Source organism: Sphingobium sp. BHU LFT2, from assembly GCF_018604485.1.
Taxonomy (GTDB): domain Bacteria; phylum Pseudomonadota; class Alphaproteobacteria; order Sphingomonadales; family Sphingomonadaceae; genus Sphingobium; species Sphingobium yanoikuyae_A.
The window spans coordinates 262689-281935 of the sequence record NZ_JAFCGW010000002.1; the positions used below are offsets into that span (position 1 = coordinate 262689).

The 19247-nt window shown below is 65.8% G+C and carries 15 protein-coding genes; 7 read left to right on the forward strand and 8 right to left on the reverse strand.

What is annotated here, in order from left to right; all coding sequences use genetic code 11:
* Positions 1-4 precede the first annotated feature (4 nt).
* From JQK15_RS06440 to JQK15_RS06460, 5 genes are read left to right on the forward strand one after another with little or no spacing between them, the layout of a single operon-like run.
* Entirely contained in the window at positions 5-2092 is a 2088-nt protein-coding gene (locus JQK15_RS06440; protein WP_214864313.1) for a PQQ-dependent dehydrogenase, methanol/ethanol family, read from the forward strand.
* On the forward strand, positions 2079-4154 hold the full coding sequence (locus JQK15_RS06445) for a 3-hydroxyacyl-CoA dehydrogenase NAD-binding domain-containing protein (RefSeq protein ID WP_214864315.1): 2076 nt from the start codon (positions 2079-2081) through the stop codon (positions 4152-4154). Before JQK15_RS06440 ends, JQK15_RS06445 begins: the two co-directional genes overlap by 14 nt.
* Entirely contained in the window at positions 4154-5302 is a 1149-nt protein-coding gene (locus JQK15_RS06450) for a thiolase family protein (RefSeq protein WP_214864317.1), read from the forward strand. Before JQK15_RS06445 ends, JQK15_RS06450 begins: the two co-directional genes overlap by 1 nt.
* Before the next feature lie 2 nt (positions 5303-5304).
* On the forward strand, positions 5305-5721 hold the full coding sequence (locus tag JQK15_RS06455; RefSeq protein WP_017500678.1) for a Zn-ribbon domain-containing OB-fold protein: 417 nt from the start codon (positions 5305-5307) through the stop codon (positions 5719-5721).
* Position 5722: 1 nt separating this feature from the next.
* Positions 5723-6763 (forward strand): SMP-30/gluconolactonase/LRE family protein, encoded by a 1041-nt coding sequence (locus tag JQK15_RS06460; protein ID WP_251007615.1) that lies wholly within the window; start codon positions 5723-5725, stop codon positions 6761-6763.
* A gap of 255 nt (positions 6764-7018) precedes the next feature.
* On the opposite strand, the gene JQK15_RS06465 is transcribed toward JQK15_RS06460, so the two are convergent.
* From JQK15_RS06465 to JQK15_RS06500, 8 genes are all read right to left on the reverse strand, one after another.
* Positions 7019-7996, reverse strand: a complete 978-nt coding sequence (locus JQK15_RS06465) for an NADPH:quinone oxidoreductase family protein (protein WP_353047186.1) — start codon at positions 7994-7996, stop codon at positions 7019-7021.
* Positions 7997-7999: 3 nt separating this feature from the next.
* A complete protein-coding gene (locus JQK15_RS06470; RefSeq protein ID WP_214864319.1) occupies positions 8000-8641 on the reverse strand; it encodes a nuclear transport factor 2 family protein in 642 nt (213 codons plus the stop codon).
* A 2-nt stretch (positions 8642-8643) separates the two neighbouring features.
* The gene (locus JQK15_RS06475; RefSeq protein ID WP_353047187.1) at positions 8644-9651 is read right to left on the reverse strand and encodes an LLM class flavin-dependent oxidoreductase; all 1008 of its coding nucleotides are present in this window, start codon (positions 9649-9651) and stop codon (positions 8644-8646) included.
* Between the two features lie 36 nt (positions 9652-9687).
* A complete protein-coding gene (locus tag JQK15_RS06480) occupies positions 9688-12087 on the reverse strand; it encodes a CaiB/BaiF CoA-transferase family protein (protein WP_214864321.1) in 2400 nt (799 codons plus the stop codon).
* 141 nt (positions 12088-12228) lie between these two features.
* The gene (locus JQK15_RS06485) at positions 12229-12870 is read right to left on the reverse strand and encodes a flavin reductase family protein (RefSeq protein ID WP_214864322.1); all 642 of its coding nucleotides are present in this window, start codon (positions 12868-12870) and stop codon (positions 12229-12231) included.
* Positions 12871-12873: 3 nt separating this feature from the next.
* Positions 12874-13695, reverse strand: coding sequence for an enoyl-CoA hydratase/isomerase family protein (locus JQK15_RS06490; protein WP_214864324.1), 822 nt, complete (start codon positions 13693-13695; stop codon positions 12874-12876).
* A 94-nt stretch (positions 13696-13789) separates the two neighbouring features.
* A complete protein-coding gene (locus JQK15_RS06495) occupies positions 13790-14527 on the reverse strand; it encodes a TetR/AcrR family transcriptional regulator (RefSeq protein WP_010338988.1) in 738 nt (245 codons plus the stop codon).
* Between the two features lie 202 nt (positions 14528-14729).
* Positions 14730-16775 (reverse strand): PQQ-dependent dehydrogenase, methanol/ethanol family, encoded by a 2046-nt coding sequence (locus JQK15_RS06500; RefSeq protein WP_214864327.1) that lies wholly within the window; start codon positions 16773-16775, stop codon positions 14730-14732.
* Between the two features lie 157 nt (positions 16776-16932).
* On the opposite strand from JQK15_RS06500, the gene JQK15_RS06505 reads away from it, so the two are divergent.
* Both JQK15_RS06505 and JQK15_RS06510 read left to right on the forward strand, forming a co-directional pair.
* Positions 16933-18468 (forward strand): carboxylesterase/lipase family protein, encoded by a 1536-nt coding sequence (locus JQK15_RS06505; RefSeq protein WP_251007616.1) that lies wholly within the window; start codon positions 16933-16935, stop codon positions 18466-18468.
* Complete coding sequence (locus tag JQK15_RS06510) at positions 18465-19232, forward strand: enoyl-CoA hydratase/isomerase family protein (RefSeq protein ID WP_214864329.1); 768 nt, start codon at positions 18465-18467, stop codon at positions 19230-19232. The genes JQK15_RS06505 and JQK15_RS06510 overlap by 4 nt, the downstream gene beginning before the upstream one ends.
* The last annotated feature ends 15 nt before the right edge of the window (positions 19233-19247 follow it).

Consider the following 19247-nt stretch of genomic DNA (forward strand, 5'->3'; position numbering starts at 1 on the left):
CTTCATGCGTCTTGCGTCCCTCACTCTGCCGTTTCTGGCCCTGCTCGCGGCCTGCACACCCTCCGGCCAGGCCCGGCGCGATGGTACCGACTGGCCCGGCTATGGCGGCATCGATGAAAATCACTACAGCCCGCTGAAAGACATCAACGACCATAACGTCGGCCGGCTCGGCCTTGCCTGGTATCAGGATATCGACGGCGGCGGCTCCAGCCTGACCGCACCGATCGCGGTCGACGGCATCCTCTATTATGCCTCGGGCTACAGCGTCGTCCACGCGGTCGACGCCGCCACCGGCCATGAACTCTGGACCTATGACCCGCAAAGCTGGAAGGTCGCCGACCAGAAGATGCGCGGCGCCTGGGGCAGTCGCGGCATCGCCTATGACAATGGAGCCGTCTATGTCGGCACGATCGACGGCCGGCTGATCGCCATCAATGCCCGCACCGGGCACAGGCTCTGGTCGACCCAGACCATCGGCAAGGATGACGAACGCTATATCAGCGGCGCGCCCTGGGTGTTCAACGGCAAGGTCTTGATCGGCCATGGCGGCGCCGATTTCGCCCCGATCCGCGGCTATGTCACCGCCTATGACCAGAAGACCGGCAAGCAGCTCTGGCGCTTCTACACCGTGCCCGGCGACCCGAAGCTCGGCTTCGAGAACAAGGCGATGGCGATGGCCGCCAAGACCTGGACCGGCGAATGGTGGAAATATGGCGGCGGCGGCACCGCCTGGAACGCCATGGCCTATGACCCCAAATATAACCGCATCTATATCGGCGTCGGCAATGGCTCGCCCTGGAACCAGAAGATCCGCAGTCCGGGCGGCGGCGACAATCTCTTCCTCTGCTCGATCGTTGCGCTCGACGCCGACACCGGCGAATATGTCTGGCACTATCAGACCAATCCGGGCGAAACCTGGGACTTCAACTCGGCGATGGACATGGAACTCGCCCGGCTGAAGATCGACGGGCAGGAACGCGACGTGCTGATGCACGCGCCCAAGAACGGCTTCTTCTACGTCATCGACCGCGCTACCGGAAAGCCGATCTCCGCCCGCAACATCGTCCCGGTCAACTGGGCCAGCGGCATCGACGTGAAGAGCGGCCGACCGATCGAGAACCCCGCCGCCCGCTATCCCGGCGGCAAGGCGGCGATCGTCTATCCCTCGCCCTTCGGCGCCCATAATATCGAGGCGATGTCCTTCAATCCGGGCAGCGGCCTCGTCTATATCCCGACGATGGACCAGGGCCGCGTCTATATCGACCCGGCCGAACCGCTCGCGGGCTGGAAGCATCTCGACGGCCAGCGCATCAGCGTCGGCACCGGCGCGCCGCCGCCCGGCGTCACGCCCGATCGCCCCGCCACCAGCTTCCTACTCGCCTGGAACCCGGTGACGCAGAGCGAGGCCTGGCGCATTCCCATGCCCGGCCTGCGCGGCGGCGGCGGCACCGCGACCACCGCCGGCAACCTGCTGTTCCAGGGCAATGCCGGCGGCAAGTTCGTCGCCTATGCCGCCACCAGCGGAAAGCCGCTCTGGTCGTTCGACGCCCAGACCGCCGTGATGGCCCAACCGATCAGCTATCGCGCCCGCGGCAGGCAATATGTGACGGTCATCGCCGGCTCCCGCTTCCCCAGCGCCATCGGCCTGCCGCGCGAATGGAATTACCGCACCCAGCAATGGCGCGTCCTGACCTTCGCCCTCGATGGCAAGGCGGCGCTGCCGAAAGTCGATCCCGTCGACATGCCGGTGATCGATGATCCCGCCTTCGCCGTCGATCCGGCCAAGGCCGCCATCGGCGCCACCGTCTTTGGCCAGCGCTGCTCCATCTGCCATGGCGCCAACGCCGTGTCGGGCGGCGCCGCGCCGGACCTGCTCCAGTCGGGCGTCCCGCTCGACACCGCCAGCATGAAGGATGTGCTGCACAACGGCATCCTGCGCGAACGGGGCATGCCGCGCTTCCAGGAACTGACCGACGAAGAGATCGCCGGGCTCCAGCATTATTTCCGCCAACGCGCCCGTCAGGTGCTGGCCGCGCAGTCCGCCGGCCAGCCGGGCGCCCAAACGCACAGAGGCTTGAATGAAGGTCAATGACGTCGTCACCTATGCGGTGGAAGGCTCCATCGCGGTCATCACGGTCAACTCGCCGCCGGTGAACGCCCTCTCCAACGCCGTGCGCCAGGGCGTCGCCAGCGCGGTCGAGACCGCCATCGGCGATCCGGCGGTCGGCGCGATGGTGCTGATCTGCGAAGGCCGCACCTTCTTTGCGGGCGCGGACATCACCGAATTCGGCAAGCCGCCGGTCGAACCCACGCTGCGCAACCTGCAACTGGTGGTGGAGAATGCCACCAAGCCGGTGATTGCCGCCATCCATGGCACGGCGCTGGGCGGGGGCCTGGAACTCGCGCTCGTCGCCCATTATCGCATTGCCGTCCCCTCGGCCAAATGCGGCCTGCCCGAAGTCAATCTGGGCCTGCTGCCCGGCGCCGGCGGCACCCAGCGCCTGCCCCGCATCGTCGGCGTCGCAAAGGCGCTCGACCTCATGACCGCCGGCAGTCCCGTCTCGGCAAAAGCGGCGAAGGAAATGGGCCTGATCGACGAACTCGCCACCGAAGGCCAGTTGCGCGCCGACGCCATCGCCTTCGCCCAGCGCGTGCTTGATGAAGGGCGCCCGCTGCTCAAGGTCCGGGACCGCAACGAGAAGCTGGACGAAGCGCGCGGCAAGCCCGAAATCTTCGCCGATTTCCGCAAGGCCAATGCCCGCAAGTTCCGTGGCTTCAACGCCCCCGAAACGATCATCCGCTGCGTCGAGGCGTCCCTGGACCTGCCCTTTGACGAGGGCATGACCTTCGAGCGCCAATTGTTCAACGAACTGCAGGCCGACAGCCAGTCCGCCGCCCAGCGCCATGTCTTCTTCGCCGAGCGTCAGGCCGCCAAGGTCGACAGCCTGCCTGCCGACACCCCGATCCTGCCGATCGGCAAGGTCGGCGTCATCGGCGCCGGCACCATGGGCGGCGGCATCGCGATGAACTTCGCCAATGCCGGCATCCCCGTCACCCTGGTCGAAACCAACAAGGAGGCGCTGTTCCGCGGCCTGCGCATCATCCGCGGCAATTATGATACGACCGCCAAGAAGGGCAAGATGAAGCCCGAGGATGTCGACACCCGCATGGGCCTGCTCACCGGGTCGATCGCGATGGAGGATCTGGCCGATTGCGACCTCATCATCGAAGCGGTGTTCGAGCAGATCGACGTGAAGCGCGAGGTGTTCGGCAAGCTCGACCGGATCGCCAAGCCCGGCGCCATCCTCGCCACCAACACCTCCTATCTCGACATTGACGACATCGCCGCCGCCACCAGCCGGCCCGAGGCCGTCGTCGGCCTCCATTTCTTCTCGCCCGCCAATGTCATGAAGCTGCTGGAGGTGGTCCGCACCAGGGACACCAAGCCGGAAATCATCGCCACCGCCATGAAGCTCGCCAAGACGATCGGCAAGATCGGCGTGCTGGTCGGCAATGGCTATGGTTTCGTCGGCAACCGCATCCTCGCCGCCCGCAATACGCAAGCGGACCAGCTTATCCTTGAAGGGGCCACGCCCTGGGCGGTCGACAAGGTGCTCTATGACTTCGGCTTTGCCATGGGCCATTTCCAGATGCGCGACCTGGTCGGGCTCGATGTCGGCTGGAATCCCAAGACGACCAGCTCCGCCAATGTCCGCGAGATTCTCAACGAAATGGGCCGCCACGGACAGAAGACGAAGGGCGGCTTCTACGATTATGACGAGAACCGCAAACAGACCCCCTCGCCGGTCGCGATGCAGGTGATCGAGGATTTCGCCGCGAAGCAGGGCATCGTCCGCCGCGATGTCAGCGACGCGGGAATCCAGGACCGCATCCTCTTCGCCATGGTGAATGAAGGCGCCCGCATCCTCGACGAAGGCATCGCCTCGCGCGCGTCTGACATCGATATCGTCTGGATCACCGGCTATGGCTGGCCGAAATATCGCGGCGGCCCGATGTTCTGGGCCGATCTCCAGGGGCTTCCCACCGTCCTCGACCGATTGAAGGCGCTGGAGGCAGCGCATGGCGCTGCCTTCACCCCTTCGCCGCTGATCGAGCGACTTGTGGCACAGGGCAAGGGGTTCAAGGACGCATGATGAAGGGCAACAAAATCGCCATCACCGGCATTGGCGAAACCGCGTTCCTGCGCAAGGGCGAGGAAACGGTGATGCAGATGATGACCCGCGCCAGCCTGGCCGCGATCGCCGATGCGGGCCTCACCCCCGCCGATATCGACGGCCATGTCAGCAACAAATATGTCGGCCACCCGTCGGAGGAGGTCGCCCATGCGATCGGCGCCGCCACCCGGCGCTTCACCGCCGTCGCCGACACGGCCGGCGGCACCGCCACCACCGGTGACGCGCTGCGGCTGGCGCAACTCGCGATCGAGGCCGGGCTCGCCCGCCATGTCCTCGTCCCCTATGCCATCCGCTCGACCAAGCCTGGCGGCGTCTATGGCTTCCACGCGCGCGAGCCGCAAAAGGCCGGGCTGGAAATGCCCGCCGGCTTCTTCGGCCAGCCCACCTATTTCGCGACCATGGCCAATCGCTACGCCCATGAATTCGGCATGACCGAGGAGGAACTGGCCTCGGTCTCGATGACATATCGTGCCTGGGCGGCGCTCACGCCGAGCGCGCAGAAGCGCGATCCGATGGACCTCGACGCCTATCGCCAGACGCCGATGATCTCGACCCCGCTGCGGGTCGCCGACTGCTGCCTCACCACCGATGGCGGCGGCGCCTATGTGGTGAGCGCGGTGGAGGCCGCCCGCGACCTGCCCCATCCGGTAATATCGGTGCAGGGCGTCGGCATCGGCTACAATAATTACCCCCATGGCGTGCTGTTCACGCAGAAACCCTGCACCTTCGACTATCCCGGCTGGGATTCGGCCGCGCAGGCCTATGCCATGGCCGGGGTCGATCCCAAGGATCTCGACCTCGCCCAGGTCTATGACGGCTTCTCCATCTCGGCCATCGTCCAGACCGAGATGCTGGGCCTGTGCGATCGCGGCGAAGGCGCGCGCTTCTACGCCGCCGGCCACGCCAAACCGGGCGGGCGGATGCCGGTCAATACCAGCGGCGGCCATATGTCGGGCGGCTATGTCCCCGGCATCAACCTGCTGATCGAGGCGGTGCGCCAGCTGCGCGGGCAGGAGGGCGACCGCCAGGTGCCCGACGCCCGCGTCTGCGCGGTCGCGGGCCTGGGCGGCAATAATCATTCCACCACCATCCTTGCGAGGGACTGACCATGGGCATTCCCATCTATCCCGTCCATCTGGAAGATCCGCTGTTCCAGGGCTTCTACGACGGCCTCGATGCCGGCGAACTGCGCATCACCGCCGACGCCGAAACCGGCGAATGGGTCTGGTATCCGCCAGAGGTCGTCCCCGGAAAGCCCGATGCCGTGCTGGAATGGCGCCCGGTCTCGGCCGAGGGCAAGGCCTATAGCTTCACCACCGTGATCCGCAGCCTGCTGCCCGGCGATCACAAGGCTGAAGTCCCCTACACCGTCATCCTGTTCGAACCCGACGATGCGCCGGGCGTGCGGATCGCGGGCATATTGGTCGATGACGACGGCGTCGATCCGGCCTGCGACATGCGCCTGCGCTTCCGCCCGGTCGAGGCGGGCGATCACCGCATCGCCGGCTTTGCGCCGGTTCGCTGACATGCAGTTGGACCGGCGCACGGCCATGCTCGGCGGCGCGGCGCTCGCGCTCGCCGGCTGCACCCGCGCCGGCCCGTCGCGTGCCTCCACGGTCCCGGCGCCCCTGACCCCGGCGAATTTCAGCCTGGTCATCGACGGCCTCGACCATGCCGAGGGTGTCGCCAGCGCGCCCGATGGCCGCCTGTTCCTATCCAACAGCGGCGGCGCGATCGGTGTCCTGACGCCCGGACAGCCGCTGCAGCAGGTCGGCGCCTCGCTCGCCGCCAATGGCGTCGCCGTCGATACGCAGGGCCGCGTGATCGTCGCGAATATGGGCCTGCTCAAGCAGCAGCCCGGCCCGCTCCAGCGCATCAGCCTCGAAACCGGCACGGTCGAAACGCTCGTCTCGGAACTGGAGGGGCGCCAATTGGTCGCCTCCAACGGTCCCGCCACCGCGCGCGATGGCAGCATCTATTGCACGCACAGCAGTTGGGGGCCGGTCGCCAACATCGGCACCACCACGCCGGCCGGTTTCATCTACATGGTCCGGCCCGATGGCAGCGCCACGATCGTCGCGCGCGCCCTGCGCGGGGTCAACGGCCTCTGCCTCGACCGGGACGAACGCCATCTCTACGCCTCGCTGACCGCCGAAGGCCGCATCCGCCGCTGGCGCCGCAACGCCGACGGCACCCTAGCCGACCCGCAGGATTTCGGCCCGCAACTCGGCACCGTCGTTCCCGACCAGACGGTCAAGGCGATCCTCGCCCTGCCGCCGCAGGAAAAGGCGGCGCTGGGCTATTGCGACGGCATCGCCTTCGACATGGCCGACAATCTCTGGATCACCCTGCCCTTTTCCAACCGGCTGGTCGCGCTGACGCCGCAGGGCCGCCAGATCGACATCCTCCACGATCCCGCCGGCGAAAAGATCGCGATGCCCACCAATCTCTGCTGGGGCGGGCCGGATCGCCGCACGCTCTATGTGGTCTCGCGCGGCAAGGGCATGATCGTCCAGGCGCGGACTACGATCGCCGGCGCCCCGCTCGCCAACTGGCCGACCGGCTGACGCACCGCTTTCCTACTGCGCGCTTTTCTGCTCCATACTCCACGATGGACCAGCCGATCTGCTTCAATGCCAGGCGTGACCCAAGGGGCGCGTTCGTGTCGCGGCACAAGCGCGCGGGCGTGACCCCAATGTCGCGTGACTGTCGCGTCGGCGTGACTTTGGCGGCGCGTTTGCGCGTCAAACCGCCCAGATTTTCGATGATCAACGGTGTGAACTTCGCGGCAATGACCTGAGCATGACCCTGTAATGACCCGATCAGGCCATCTCGATCACCACCTTGCCCTGCGCCTTGCGATCCATGATCCAGCGGATCGCCGCCCGGCTCTCGTCAAAGCCGAAGCGCGCGCCGATCGCCGGCCGCAATCCGCCCTGTTCATACCAGTCATAAAGCTGCGCCATATTGGCGGCATGGATGTCCGGCTCGCGCCGGCTGTGCATCCCCCATGTCACGCCGACGATCGACGCCGTCTTCACCAGCGGCAGGTTCAACGGGATCGCCGGAATGGTCCCGGCGGCAAAGCCGACCACCAGATAGCGCCCGTCCCAGCCCATGGTGCGGAAGGCCGGCTCGGCCAGGTCGCCGCCGACCGGATCGAAGATCACATCCACGCCGCGCTCTCCGGCCAGCGCCTTCACCGCCTGCTTGATGTCGACCTCAGCATAATTGACCGTCTCGTCCGCGCCATGCGCCCGCGCCAGATCCAGCTTCTCCGCGCTGGAGGCCGCCGCGATCACCCGCGCGCCCATGCGCTTGCCGATCTCCACCGCCGCCAGTCCCACGCCGCCCGCTGCGCCCAGCACCAGCAGCGTCTCGCCCTCCTGCAGTCGTCCACGCTGGCGCAGCCCGTGCAGTGCCGTCGCATAGACCATGGTGAAACCGGCCGCGACGTCGAAGCCCATCGCGTCGGGAATGATGCTGGTGCGAAAAGCCGGCGCCACCGCCTGCTCGGCAAAGGCACCCTGAAACGGGATCGCCGCCACCCGGTCACCGATCCGAAAGCCGCTGACGCCCTCGCCGATCGCGTCCACCACCCCGGCCGCCTCGCCGCCGGGAATGAACGGCAATGGCGGCTTGGTCTGGTAGAGATTCTGGATCATCAGCGCGTCGGGGAAATTGACGCTCGCCGCCCGCACCGCCAGCCTGATCTCGCCCGGCCCCGGCTGGGGCACGGGCACGTCACGAAACGCCAGTTGCTCGGGCGCGCCATGCGCCTCGCACATCAGCGCCCGCACGGATCAGCTGCCCAGAAACTGCTGGCGCATCTTGTAATAATCGTCGCTCGGATATTTCTCGCTATGCTGTCCCGCCGGCCAGTCGGCATAGGGTGTCTGCGCCGGTTCGGGCGGCGAGGTATAGTCGGACAGGCCCCGGCGACGGATGATCTTCCACACCCCGTTTCGCCGTTCCAGATCGTCGAGATAGCGGCCCTGGAAGAAGACATCCTCCTCGCCCCCGCCTTCCTTGCGGTCGCGCCGATGCTGCGCGAAATAATAGCATTCGGAAAAGGCCTTGTCCCCCTTCACATCGACCGAGACATTGGTGATGTGGTGGCAGGCATATTTCAGCGTCGACACGATCTTGAAGGCGAAGCCGACGAAATCGGACGACTTGCCCTCGAACTTGCCATGTTTGTGCGTCGATTCCGGCCAGAAGAGCGATCGCAACAGCGCCTCGTCCGCCCGGTCATTGGCCCGCGCATAGGAATAGAGGAGTTCGGTGATCGCCTGCTTGGACTCGATGATGTCCAGCCGCTGGGCCATGTCCATGCCGCTCCCCTTTCCCCTGGGCGCCGCGGCCGATGCCTCGGCGGCGGCCGCCATGCCGATCGGCAGCGCCAGCATGGCAGCCAGCGTGCCGCGACGATTGCGTTCTTCCATGCTCATTCTCCCGGATTTTCCAGCAGGCCCGGCTCGGCGCGCAGGCGCGGCAGCACTTCCTTCTCGAACAGGCGCAGGCTGCGCCACGACACTTCGGGGTCCAGCCCGCCCAGCAGCGCGTGGAAGGTGACGGCCGTGCCCCGGCCCAGACCTTTCAGATATTCAAAACATTCGTCAGGCGTCAGCACCTTGATGTTCGGCATCGCCTTCAGCCCCTCGATCGTCTCGGCGGGCTGGTAACGTGTCTGGCCGGTGCCCCGCTCCTTGGCCCATTCGGCATAGGCGTTGGTCGCATAGGCGACATGCGGCGCCACCAGCGGCCAGTCGCGGTCCGGATCGTCGGACACATAGAGGAAGCTCGCCGCCGGCTTGCGCAGTTCCTCGGGCGGCGGGAAGCCGGCCTTCTCCCGCTCTTCCTTGTAGAGGGTGAACAGGTCGGGATGGCCGGGGAAATATTGATAGCCGCCCTTGGCTGCGCGGATCGCCGACTTGTCGGTCGACCCGCCCATGTAGATTTTGGGACCACCCGGCGTTGCCGGGGCCGGCGTCACCCGCACGGTGCGCTCGCGAAACTCGAACGGCTCGCCGGTCCAGGCCTGCTTCAGCGTGGCCATCGCCTCGTTCATGATCGCCAGCCGCTTGCTGATGTCCTTGCCGAACATCTCGAACTCATGCGGGCGATAGCCCATGCCGGCGGTCAGCCACACCCGGCCGGGCGCGATATTGTCCAGCACCGCCAGATCCTCGGCCAGCCGCAGCGGATCATGCATGGTGACGACCAGCGCCGAAAGATGCGCGACGATGTTGTCCGTCGCCCCCAGAATAGACGCCGCCTGCACCATGGAGGACGGGCAATAGCCGCCCTCCGCGCCATGATGCTCGGCCAGGAACACCTGGGTGAAGCCGAGTTTGTCCGCCCATTGCGCCTGCTCGATCGCGGTGCGGTAGAGCACGGGATGCGGCGCACCGAAATCCGGCCGGTTCATGTCGTAACGAAGGTTCAACTGCACCCTTTGGGTTCCTCTTCCCGATTATCTGTTGTTGGTTCAGGCGGCCGAGACGCGCGACTGGATACGGCCGGTCACGTCCGCCGCCTGCATCGCCTTGCCGCTGTCGATCAGCGCGTCGATCGCGTCCGGCGCATAGCCGATCTCGGCCAATATCTGCCGCGTATGCTCGCCGAGCCGCGGCGCGGACTTGCGCGCATATCCCGGCGTATCGCTCAGATGGATGAAGCTGCCGAACTGGCGCACATGGCCATACATGGAATCGAAATTCTCGATCACCCGGTTGCTGGTCACCGCCCAGTCCTGCCACAGCGCCTCGCGCACCCAGCTCTTCGCCGCGGGTATCTCGCACGGCACACCCGCCGCATCGAGCAGGGCGAAGGCCTCCGCGCTCGTCTTGTCGGCAAACCAGGGCTCCAGCGCCGCCAGCAGCGCCGCGTCATGCAGCGACCGTTCCTTTGGCGAGGCAAAGCGCGGATCGTCGACCAGCCCGGCCTGACCGACCGCGTGCGCCAGCGCCGCGAAGCGCCCGTCCTGCCGGCAGGCTATGCAGATCCAGCCGTCGCTGGTGCGGTAAAGCCGGTCGAGCGCATTATAGCCCGCCTGATCCTTGTCGAGGCGGAAGCCGTAGACGACCTGCTTGTCGGCATCCAGGAAATGCTCAGACGTGGTCCACAGGCTCGAATGAAGCTGGGGTATCTCCATATAGTCGCCGACGCCGCTGATCGCGCGCCGCTCCAGTCCCATCAATATGCCCGCCGCGCCCAGGAAGCCGTTATTATAATCTTCATTGCCGAACACCGACCGGGTCGGCGGATTGCCCGCGCCGCCGCCTTCATAAAGCAGGCCGGTCCAGCCCGATACCAAAGGCGCAAAACTCTTGAGCAGCGACTTTGGCCCCTTGGAGCCATAACCGGGCAGATAGACATAGAGCAGGCGCGGATTGATCTTCGACAGCGCCTCATAGCCGATGCCCAGCTTGTCGGCCTTGCCGGGGCGCAGATTATGGGTCACCACATCGGCTTCAGCCACCAGCTTCAACGCCGCCTCCAGCGCCTCGGGCTGCTTGAGGTTCAGCACGATGTCGCGCTTGCCGCGCTGTGCCGCGTCGAAACAGTCGGGCAGCGGCCGCATCTGGTCGCCGTCGGGCGTCTCCACCTTGATGACATCAGCCCCCAGATCCGACAACAGCCGCCCGCCAAAACCCACCGCGAAGAAGGAGGAGAAGTCCACCACCTTGATGCCGTCGAGCGGCCGATCGAGCGGCTTGCCCGCCGCCGCCAGTTCGCCCCGCTTGCGCGCGATCAGATCGGCCAGTGCATCATTGTCGGCGCCGATCGCCGGCGCCGGGCGCGGCGCGGCGCAGGGCGTGCGATCGAACCGCACGGCAGGCGCCGCCTGATAGATGGTGCCGAATTCCGCATCCGGCAGCGCAATCCGCTGCCCGACAAACTCCACCTGCTCGTCCAGCAGCACTTCGGCCGGTTCCAGCACCGGCAGAGCCGCCACATCGGCCGTCTGGAACAGCGCGATCCATTCGGCGCGCGGCCGCGCCTTGAACGCATCGAAAATCTCGACGCGGGCGATATGATATTCGTCATCGCTCAATGGCACCGACATTTCCGCCGCGCCCTTGACCACCGACACCCGGTCGCCAAAGCCCAGCTGGTCCATCGCCGCCTTGAAGCCGCCCTGGCCGCCGGTATGGATCTGCAGGAACAGGCCGTCGCCGCATTCGAACATGCCGGTCACCAGCCGGGTCCGGCCAAACCGGTCGACCGCGCCGGAATCCCCCGCCTTGATGTAGGAAATCCCCTCTTCCTGCCACCAATTGTTCATCGGCGACTGGGCCAGCATCGCGTCGAGCAGCGAGGATTCAACCTTCTGCCCCTTGCCACTCGTTCGCCGCGCCCGGATCGCCGTCAATGCGCCGATCACGCCCAGAAACGCCTGACCATAATGAAGCGCGGGATGGCCAAGATAGACCGGTCCTTCGCGGAACGGGCTGGACTTGTCGATCATCGTGCCGAGCAGCGCCGCCGCCAGCCCCTCGCCGCGCGGTCGATCGGCAAAGGGCGTGTCCGCGCCATAGGCGGTCAGCGCCGACACGATCAGCTCCGGATAGTCGGGCGCCAGGCTCTCACCGTCCAGGCCGAGCGCCTTCGCTTCTCCCTCCTCCAGCGCATGGATGAAGATGTCCGCTCCGCCGAGCAGTCCGCGCAGCGCCGCCCGGTCGTCCGCATCGGCAACGTCCAGCTCGACGCTGCGCTTGGAGCGGTCCCAGCTTTTTCGGGTCAGTTCATGGGCGAAATAGGCGCCGCCCCTGGGCTCGACCTTCAGCACGTCGGCGCCATGGTCGGCGAGCAGCATGCCCGCGATCGCGACCGGCATTTCGGTCGACAGCTCGATAACGACAAGATGGTCCAGAGGGCCGGGCATCACGCACTCCTGTTTGGCGGTCTGCGCCGCCTCTTGTTCGGATCTGGCCGGTAGTGCGCGGAATCGCGCCTCCGACCTTGCCCTTGAAACAGACACGCTTTTTCCCGGCAGCGCAAGTAATATTGCACTATAGGTTCAAATTCATTCCTTGCCCGTCAGCCGCGCCGGATCATAACGCGGCCGGTCCATCTGGAAACTGTCGCCGTTGCGCACATACCAGCCGCTGCCATGGGTGCGGCCGATCAATTTCATCGCCGGCGTGTCGAAATAGACCCGCTCGCGATCGGTGATGAACTCGTCGCGGATATGCGCCATGACGATCTCGCCGATGATCACCGTCTGCATCGTGCCGATGTCCATCGCCGCGACCTTGCGGCATTCGAAGCTGACCGGGCTGCTGGCGATCAGCGGCGGTGCCACCACCACGGACGGCGCGGTCTCGATCCCGGCATAGTCGATCTCGCTGACATCGGCCGGCGCATCGACGCTGCAATGGTTCATCTTCTCGGCATCATCCTCGCACACCAGGTTCACGACGAACTCGCCGGTGGCGATGATGTTGGCGGCCGTGTTCTTCAGGCCGCGCGACACCGGTTCCTTGAGCAGGCCCAGCGCCACCAGCGGCGGCTCGGTGCCGACGCAGTTGAAGAAGCTGTAGGGGGCTGCATTGACCACGCCCGCTTCGGACCGGGTGGTGATCCAGGCGATCGGGCGCGGGGTGATGGTCGAATTGACGATCTTGTAGCGGGTCGCCATCGGCAGGCTGCGCATGTCGAACTGCATGACTTATTCCTTCGCCCCAGTTGCGATCTTCGCGGCAGCCTTCGCCGCTGCGCGCGCCTTGAACGCCTCGCGGGCGCGGGGCACCTCCTCCCCCGCCTGGCAGGTATGGCAATAGACCAGTTCCAGCGCATGATTGGCCGACAGGTCGCCGCTTTCCGCCTGATCCAGCAGCCGCTTGGTCAGTTCGACCGCATGGGCATTGCCGCCACCGATCGTCGCACCCAGCGCCAATGCCTGCGCGACCGCCTCGCCCGGCGGCACCAGCCGGCTGACCAGCCCCAGGCTCAATGCCTCGGCCGCCTCCAATGTCCGCCCCGAAAAGATGATCTCGGCCGCGCGTGCCCGCCCCAGTTGCCGGGTCAGGAACCAGGCCGCCCCGCCATCGGGCACCAGCCCGAAATCCAGGAACGGCGCACCGAACCGCGCATTGTCGGCAGCGAAGATCATGTCGCAGGCCATCGCCAGGCTCCAGGACACGCCATAGGCGCCGCCCTCCACCGCCGCCACGGTCGGGATCGGCAGCGCGCGCAACCGGCGGATGATCCGCTGCCCCATCTCCAGCCGAGCGGCGAGCCGCAACGCTCCCTCGCCCCGCGCCGGCGGCAGCTTCACGTCGCCGCCATTGCTGAAATAGCCTTCTGCCCCGCAGAGCAGCAGCATCCGCGCCGGCGTCGCATTTTCCAGCCGGTCAAGCGCAGCGGAAAACTGCTCCCACATGGTGAAGGAGACGGTGTTCTTCGCGCGCGGCCGGTTGAGGGTGATGACGGCCACGCCATCCGCGCGCAGCTCGAACAACAGTTCGGGGTCTTCGCTCGGCGCGCTCATCTCACTCTCCCATGCTGATGCCCATGTCGGGCCTGGGGCATGCCTAGACGAGGCGCGCACCATGATGCAAGAAAATTTGCATCATGGTGCAGATTCAGGCCGCTTTCGTCTTGGTCTTGGGCGACATCGGCAGCGCGTCCATGCCGCGTTCGGCAATGTCCTTGATCAGCGCTTCGACTTCCTTGCGCGCCGCGCCCTTCAGCGAACCGAGCAGGCAGGACAGATAGCTGCTGACCAGACGGACGATCACCTCGTCATCGGGTATGCGGCCCTGCGCCCAGTCGTTGATGGTCGCATATTCGAAGCGCACCAGATCATCGACCAGCTTGTCGACCTGCACCCAGGGCTGCAGTTGCTTCGTGGCGTCGAGCGCCTCGATCCACTGCTTGTTATGATGGATGGCCGGCGAGTGCATCGCGGTCCAGATGTCGCGGTCGACATCCGAACTGAAATAGAGCGCCATGATCGCCTTGATATAATTACGGATCTTCCGGTTGCGCTGGACGACCGAGATCATCCGCTCCAGATTATGCTGCATCGTGCCGGGCGGGCTCGAATAGACGATCCGGCTGACATATTCGTCGAAATATTCCTGGATCGCGGTGGCGATCATCCGCTCGCGGGTCTGGAAGGCGTTGTAGAGCGTCCGCTTGGCGACGCCCGCGCGCTGGCCGATCTCGTTCATGCTCAGCGCCGCGATCCCCTGTTCGGCGATCACCTTGCGCGTTTCCTCCAATATCCGGCGACGGCGTTCGATGATCGCAGGACTGGAATAGGTCTGCGGCCGATCGCCATTTTCCTTGAGGTCAGCCATGTCCTTGTCCGTCGTCAAATTCGCTCATCCTCCCCGAGGCGCGCCCGGCGGGGGCACGTAACCGACGATCATAACGCAATTGCATGAACGTGCAAATTTGATGCCGCACGGCTGGACTTTGTGCAAGCCCCCGCTCGGTGCAGACAAGGAGCCCCGCCTCCCGATGAAAGGAAGCGGGGCGAAGCAGCATCCGCCACAAGGGGACGGATGCCATGGGAGGTCAGTTTGCCTTGGGCGCGGTTTCCCGCGCGCGCTGGCGGATATAGTGGCGCAGCCCTTCCAGATCGGCGTCGCTCAACTGCTCGAAGGCGCCCATGCCGCGCGCCATCAGCGCCCCGTCATGCACCACCGACTTGAACGTCTCCGCGTCCAGCGGCACCGCCGACTTGCGCAGGTCGGGCGCGGCGCCGCCCGCCATCATGCCCGCGCCATGACAGATGACGCAGCTGCTATTGTATATGCCGCCGCCGACCTTGGCCTTTGCGGCGTCGACGGTGAAGGCCGGATCATCCTGGATCGGCTCGTCCACCGGCTCGAACTTGGGCAGCGCCTTGGTGCCACCGATCGCGAAGGTCAGCACCCGTCGCTGCTGCTGGCGATAATCCCAGTTGGGGACGTTGGGGAAGCTGCTGCGGAAACCAGTGATCACCGACACATATTGCTTGCCGCCGACCGTGTAGCTGATCGGCGCGGACAATATGCCGTTCTGCGCAGGGAAGGACCAGAGCTTGCGCCCGTCGGTCGCCGAATAGGCGTTGAAATTGCCGTCATTCGTTCCCTGGAACAGCAGGCCGCCGCCCGTCGCCATGATACCGCCGTTGAACACGCCAGGTTGCGGCACCGACCAGGCGACCTTGTTGTTGGCGACGTCGAAGGCGACCAGCTTGCTCACCGCAGCGGGCGGCACCAGATTGGCCGGCGGCGCGCCCAGACCGGTATTGACCATCATCCCCGGCTTGTAGGTCCAGTCCTTCACATTGTCCGGATCGACGAACACGCGGCTGCCCTCCATCACCGGAATGTAGCTGAGGTTCGTCTTGGGACTGAACGCCATCGCCTGGACGCCATGCGCGCCATTGGGGAAGGGGTACATCATGAACGGCTTGCCGTTCGGATATTGCGCCTCTGGATTGATCTCGGGCCGGCCGGTGACCGGGTCGATCCGCTTGGCCCAATTCTGCTTGGCAAACTCGCCGGCCGAAATGAACTTCCCGGTCTCGCGGTCCAGCGCATAAAAGAAGCCATTCTTGGGCGCGTGCATCAGCACCGACCGCATCTTGCCGCCAATCTCGATATCAGCCAGCTCGATATCCATCGCATCGTTGAAATCGTGGCTGTTTTCCGGGTTCACCTGATAGTGCCAGGCATATTCCCCGGTCTTCACGTCGATCGCCACGATCGAGGCGAGATAGAGATTGTCGCCGCCGCCGGGCGAACGGATCTTCTGGTTCCACGGCCAGCCATTGCCGGTACCAAGGTAGATGCGGTCATATTTTGCGTCATAGGCCATGGCATGCCACACCGTGCCGCCCCCGCCGAACTTCCACCATTCGCCGGTCCAGGTCTTGGCCGCCGCCTCCATCGCCTTGTTCTCGAAGCCCTTGGCCGGATCGCCCGGCACTACGAACCAGCGCCACGCCTTCTTGCCGGTCTTGGCATCATAGGCGGTCACATAGCCGCGGGTGGGGCTGTAATCCGCGCCGCCAAAGCCGACCACGACCTTGTCGCCGGCGACCCATGGCGGGCCGGTGATATAGCCATTTCCCGCCTCGTCGAGCGTCTGGACCGACCAGCGCGGCTTGCCGGTCTTGGCGTCGACCGCGATCAGCCGGCCTTCGCGCGTGGCGGTATAGATCAGCCCGTCCTTATAGGCGATGCCGCGCGTACCCCAGCCGGCGCGCATCCGCCATTTCGCCTCGGGCTGGCTCGCCACGTCGGGATCATATTGCCACAACAGCTTGCCGGTCTTGGCGTCGAGCGCATGGACGACCGACAGGCCCACCGCAAAATAGAGGACGCCATCTATCGCCAACGGCTGGGTATAGCTGTCATAGGTGTCAATATCATAGGACCAGGCGAGGCCAAGCTTGCCGACATTGTCGGCGCTGATCTGGTCGAGCGCGCTATAATGCTGCTCCTTGTCGTCGCCGCCAAAGCTGGACCAGTTGGCGGTCGGACCGCCCGGCGCTGCGCTGTCCGCGCCGCAGGCGACCAGCCCGCTTGCCAGGGCCAGGATCGCCACGGCCGTCGACACTCTTCCCTTCATGTTCTCATCCTTCTCCGTGCGCCCCTGTTCGCGCCTCTTTATATTGCACCTTGGTGCAGATTCATGACCCTGTCAACGCGCCTGCGCGCTTGACAGCGATAATCCTCTCCAACATTATTATGCACCATAGGGCAAAATTGATGAGGGGATGATGGAGATGGTGCAGCGTCCTGTCGCCTGCGCGGCTACGGCCGTCGCTTTATGGGCAAGCCTTGGAAATGCCGCCCCTTCTTCGGCACCACCCCGATTGTCCACCGCGTCCGGTCCGATCCGCGGCGTGGTGCGCGACGATGTCCGCTTCTTTGGCGGCATTCCCTATGCCGCGCCCCCGGTCGGCGCCAATCGCTGGCGCGCACCGCAACCGGTCCGCGCCTGGAAGACCGAGCGTGACGCTACCGGCTTTGCGGCCGATTGCCCCCAGCCACAGCGCAAAGAGGACGCCGCCTTCCCCCAGGATGAAAATTGCCTGACCCTCAACGTCGCCTCGCCTGACCTTGGCGCCCGCAAATTGCCGGTGCTGTTCGTCGTCCATGGCGGCGCCTATTTCGTCGGCTCGGGTCGGGAGCCGTTCCGCAACGGTATGCCGCCGCTGGTCAAGCAGGGTGTCGTCCTTGTCGCCCCCAATTACCGCATCGGGCGGCTCGGCTTCTTCGCCCATCCCGCCCTGACCGCCGAAGCGCCCAAGGCAACCGCCAATTTCTGGCTGATGGATCAGGTCGCAGCGCTGCACTGGGTCCGGCAGAACATCGCCCGCTTCGGCGGCGATCCCGACAATGTAACCATCATCGGCTGTTCGGCGGGCGGCTCCAGCATCAATGCGCTGATGGCGACGCCGATGGCTGGGGGCCTGTTCGCGCGCGCCAGCGCCCATTCGGCCGGCGGCCTGTTCAACGCCAACCGCCCCCTGCCCCAGGCACAGGAACAGGGACTGGCCTTTGCCCAGCGCACCGGCGTGACCGGCGATGGCGCGCCATCGCTCGCTGCCCTGCGCAGGCTCAGCGTCGCACAGGTGCTGGCCGGCGACAGCGGCGCGCCGGACTTTGGCGCAACCGTCGATGGCAGCTGGCTACCCGCTCCCCTTTCCACCCTGTTCGCAAGGGGCCAGATCGCGCATGTCCCGTTGATCAGCGGATCGACCAGCAACGAAGCCAGCGTCTTTGGCCTGATGGGCTTTGGCCGGGCGGAAATGGCACTGCGCTTCGGCATCGATCTGTCGGCTGTGTCCGCCAGCTACGGCCTGTCCGACGAGGCGGAATTGCTGCGCCAGGTGCAGACCGACTTCCTGTTCACCTCGGCGGCGCTCGGCATGACCCAGTTGGCGGCCCGCGCCGGCCTGCCGACACGCGCCTATCAGTTCGATTTCGTGCCGCCCGACCAGCGCAGTTCGAAGCCCGGTGCGGACCATTGCGCCGACCGGCTGTTCTGGCTCGGCCAATCCCCCTCGGCCGATGCGGAAAGCCAGGCGCTCGCCAGAACCATGTCGGGCTGGATGCTGAACTATGTGCGCAGCGGCGACCCCAACGGCCCCGGCCTGCCGCCATGGCCCGCCACCCAGGACGGCCGCACCAACCCGCTGGTCATCGGCCGGCATATCGCCGCCAACCCCGACTTCCGCGCCCGCCAGCTCACCCCCTGGTTCGACAAATGGCAGCGGGAAAGCGGTCAGACCTTCGGCTGGACGCCCACGCCATGACCCTGCGGTTGGAGCATGACGGCGCAGTGGCGATCGTGACGCTCGATCGCCCCGACCGGCGCAATGCCTTCACCATGGCGATGCGCGGCGAGATCGCCACGCTGTTCGACAATCTGGCGCAGGATGACGGGGTTCGGGCGGTCGTCCTGACCGGCGCAGGCGGTTATTTCTGCTCGGGCGCCGATACCGGCGAAATGGGCGCCGCCGACAGTGCTACTTTCCTCAAACGAATGCGCGCGCTCCACCGCATGATCCGCGCCATCATGGCCATGCCCAAGCCGGTCATCGCAGCGGTCGACGGCGTCTGCGTCGGCGCCGGCTGGAGCCTGGCGCTCGCCTGCGACCTGATCCTCGCCAGCCCGAATGCCAGCTTTGCCCAACTCTTCGGCCGGATCGGCTATGCGCCCGACGCCGGCGCCATCTGGCAGTTGACCCGGCTGGTCGGCCCGATGCGCGCGAAGGAAATCGTCTATAGCGGCCGGACGCTCGGCGCAGACGAAGCCTTGCAGCTCGGCCTCATCCTCTCGATCGAAGCGGACCGCCCAATCCGAGACGCGGCGATCGAACTGGCCACCCGCCTTGCGCAGGGGCCGCCAGTCGCACAGGCGATGAGCAAGCAGTTGTTCGAGGCGACCACGCTATCCTTCGACCAGTTCCTCGACCGCGAGTTCATGGTCCAGCCGCTGCTGGCGACCACCGCCGATCATCGCGAGGGACTGGCCGCAGCGCGAGACAAGCGCGCCCCGAACTTTACCGGCCGATAATCCCTTCATCAGCCT

What these genes read in the sequence shown, in the direction of transcription:
- JQK15_RS06440 (WP_214864313.1), top strand. Translation starts at nt 5, where the DNA reads ATGCGTCTTGCGTCCCTCACTCTGCCGTTTCTGGCCCTGCTCGCGGCC.
- JQK15_RS06445 (WP_214864315.1), top strand. Translation starts at nt 2,079, where the DNA reads ATGAAGGTCAATGACGTCGTCACCTATGCGGTGGAAGGCTCCATCGCG.
- JQK15_RS06450 (WP_214864317.1), top strand. Translation starts at nt 4,154, where the DNA reads ATGAAGGGCAACAAAATCGCCATCACCGGCATTGGCGAAACCGCGTTC.
- JQK15_RS06455 (WP_017500678.1), top strand. Translation starts at nt 5,305, where the DNA reads ATGGGCATTCCCATCTATCCCGTCCATCTGGAAGATCCGCTGTTCCAG.
- JQK15_RS06460 (WP_251007615.1), top strand. Translation starts at nt 5,723, where the DNA reads ATGCAGTTGGACCGGCGCACGGCCATGCTCGGCGGCGCGGCGCTCGCG.
- JQK15_RS06470 (WP_214864319.1), bottom strand. Translation starts at nt 8,641, where the DNA reads ATGGAAGAACGCAATCGTCGCGGCACGCTGGCTGCCATGCTGGCGCTG.
- JQK15_RS06480 (WP_214864321.1), bottom strand. Translation starts at nt 12,087, where the DNA reads ATGCCCGGCCCTCTGGACCATCTTGTCGTTATCGAGCTGTCGACCGAA.
- JQK15_RS06485 (WP_214864322.1), bottom strand. Translation starts at nt 12,870, where the DNA reads ATGCAGTTCGACATGCGCAGCCTGCCGATGGCGACCCGCTACAAGATC.
- JQK15_RS06490 (WP_214864324.1), bottom strand. Translation starts at nt 13,695, where the DNA reads ATGAGCGCGCCGAGCGAAGACCCCGAACTGTTGTTCGAGCTGCGCGCG.
- JQK15_RS06500 (WP_214864327.1), bottom strand. Translation starts at nt 16,775, where the DNA reads ATGAAGGGAAGAGTGTCGACGGCCGTGGCGATCCTGGCCCTGGCAAGC.
- JQK15_RS06505 (WP_251007616.1), top strand. Translation starts at nt 16,933, where the DNA reads ATGGTGCAGCGTCCTGTCGCCTGCGCGGCTACGGCCGTCGCTTTATGG.
- JQK15_RS06510 (WP_214864329.1), top strand. Translation starts at nt 18,465, where the DNA reads ATGACCCTGCGGTTGGAGCATGACGGCGCAGTGGCGATCGTGACGCTC.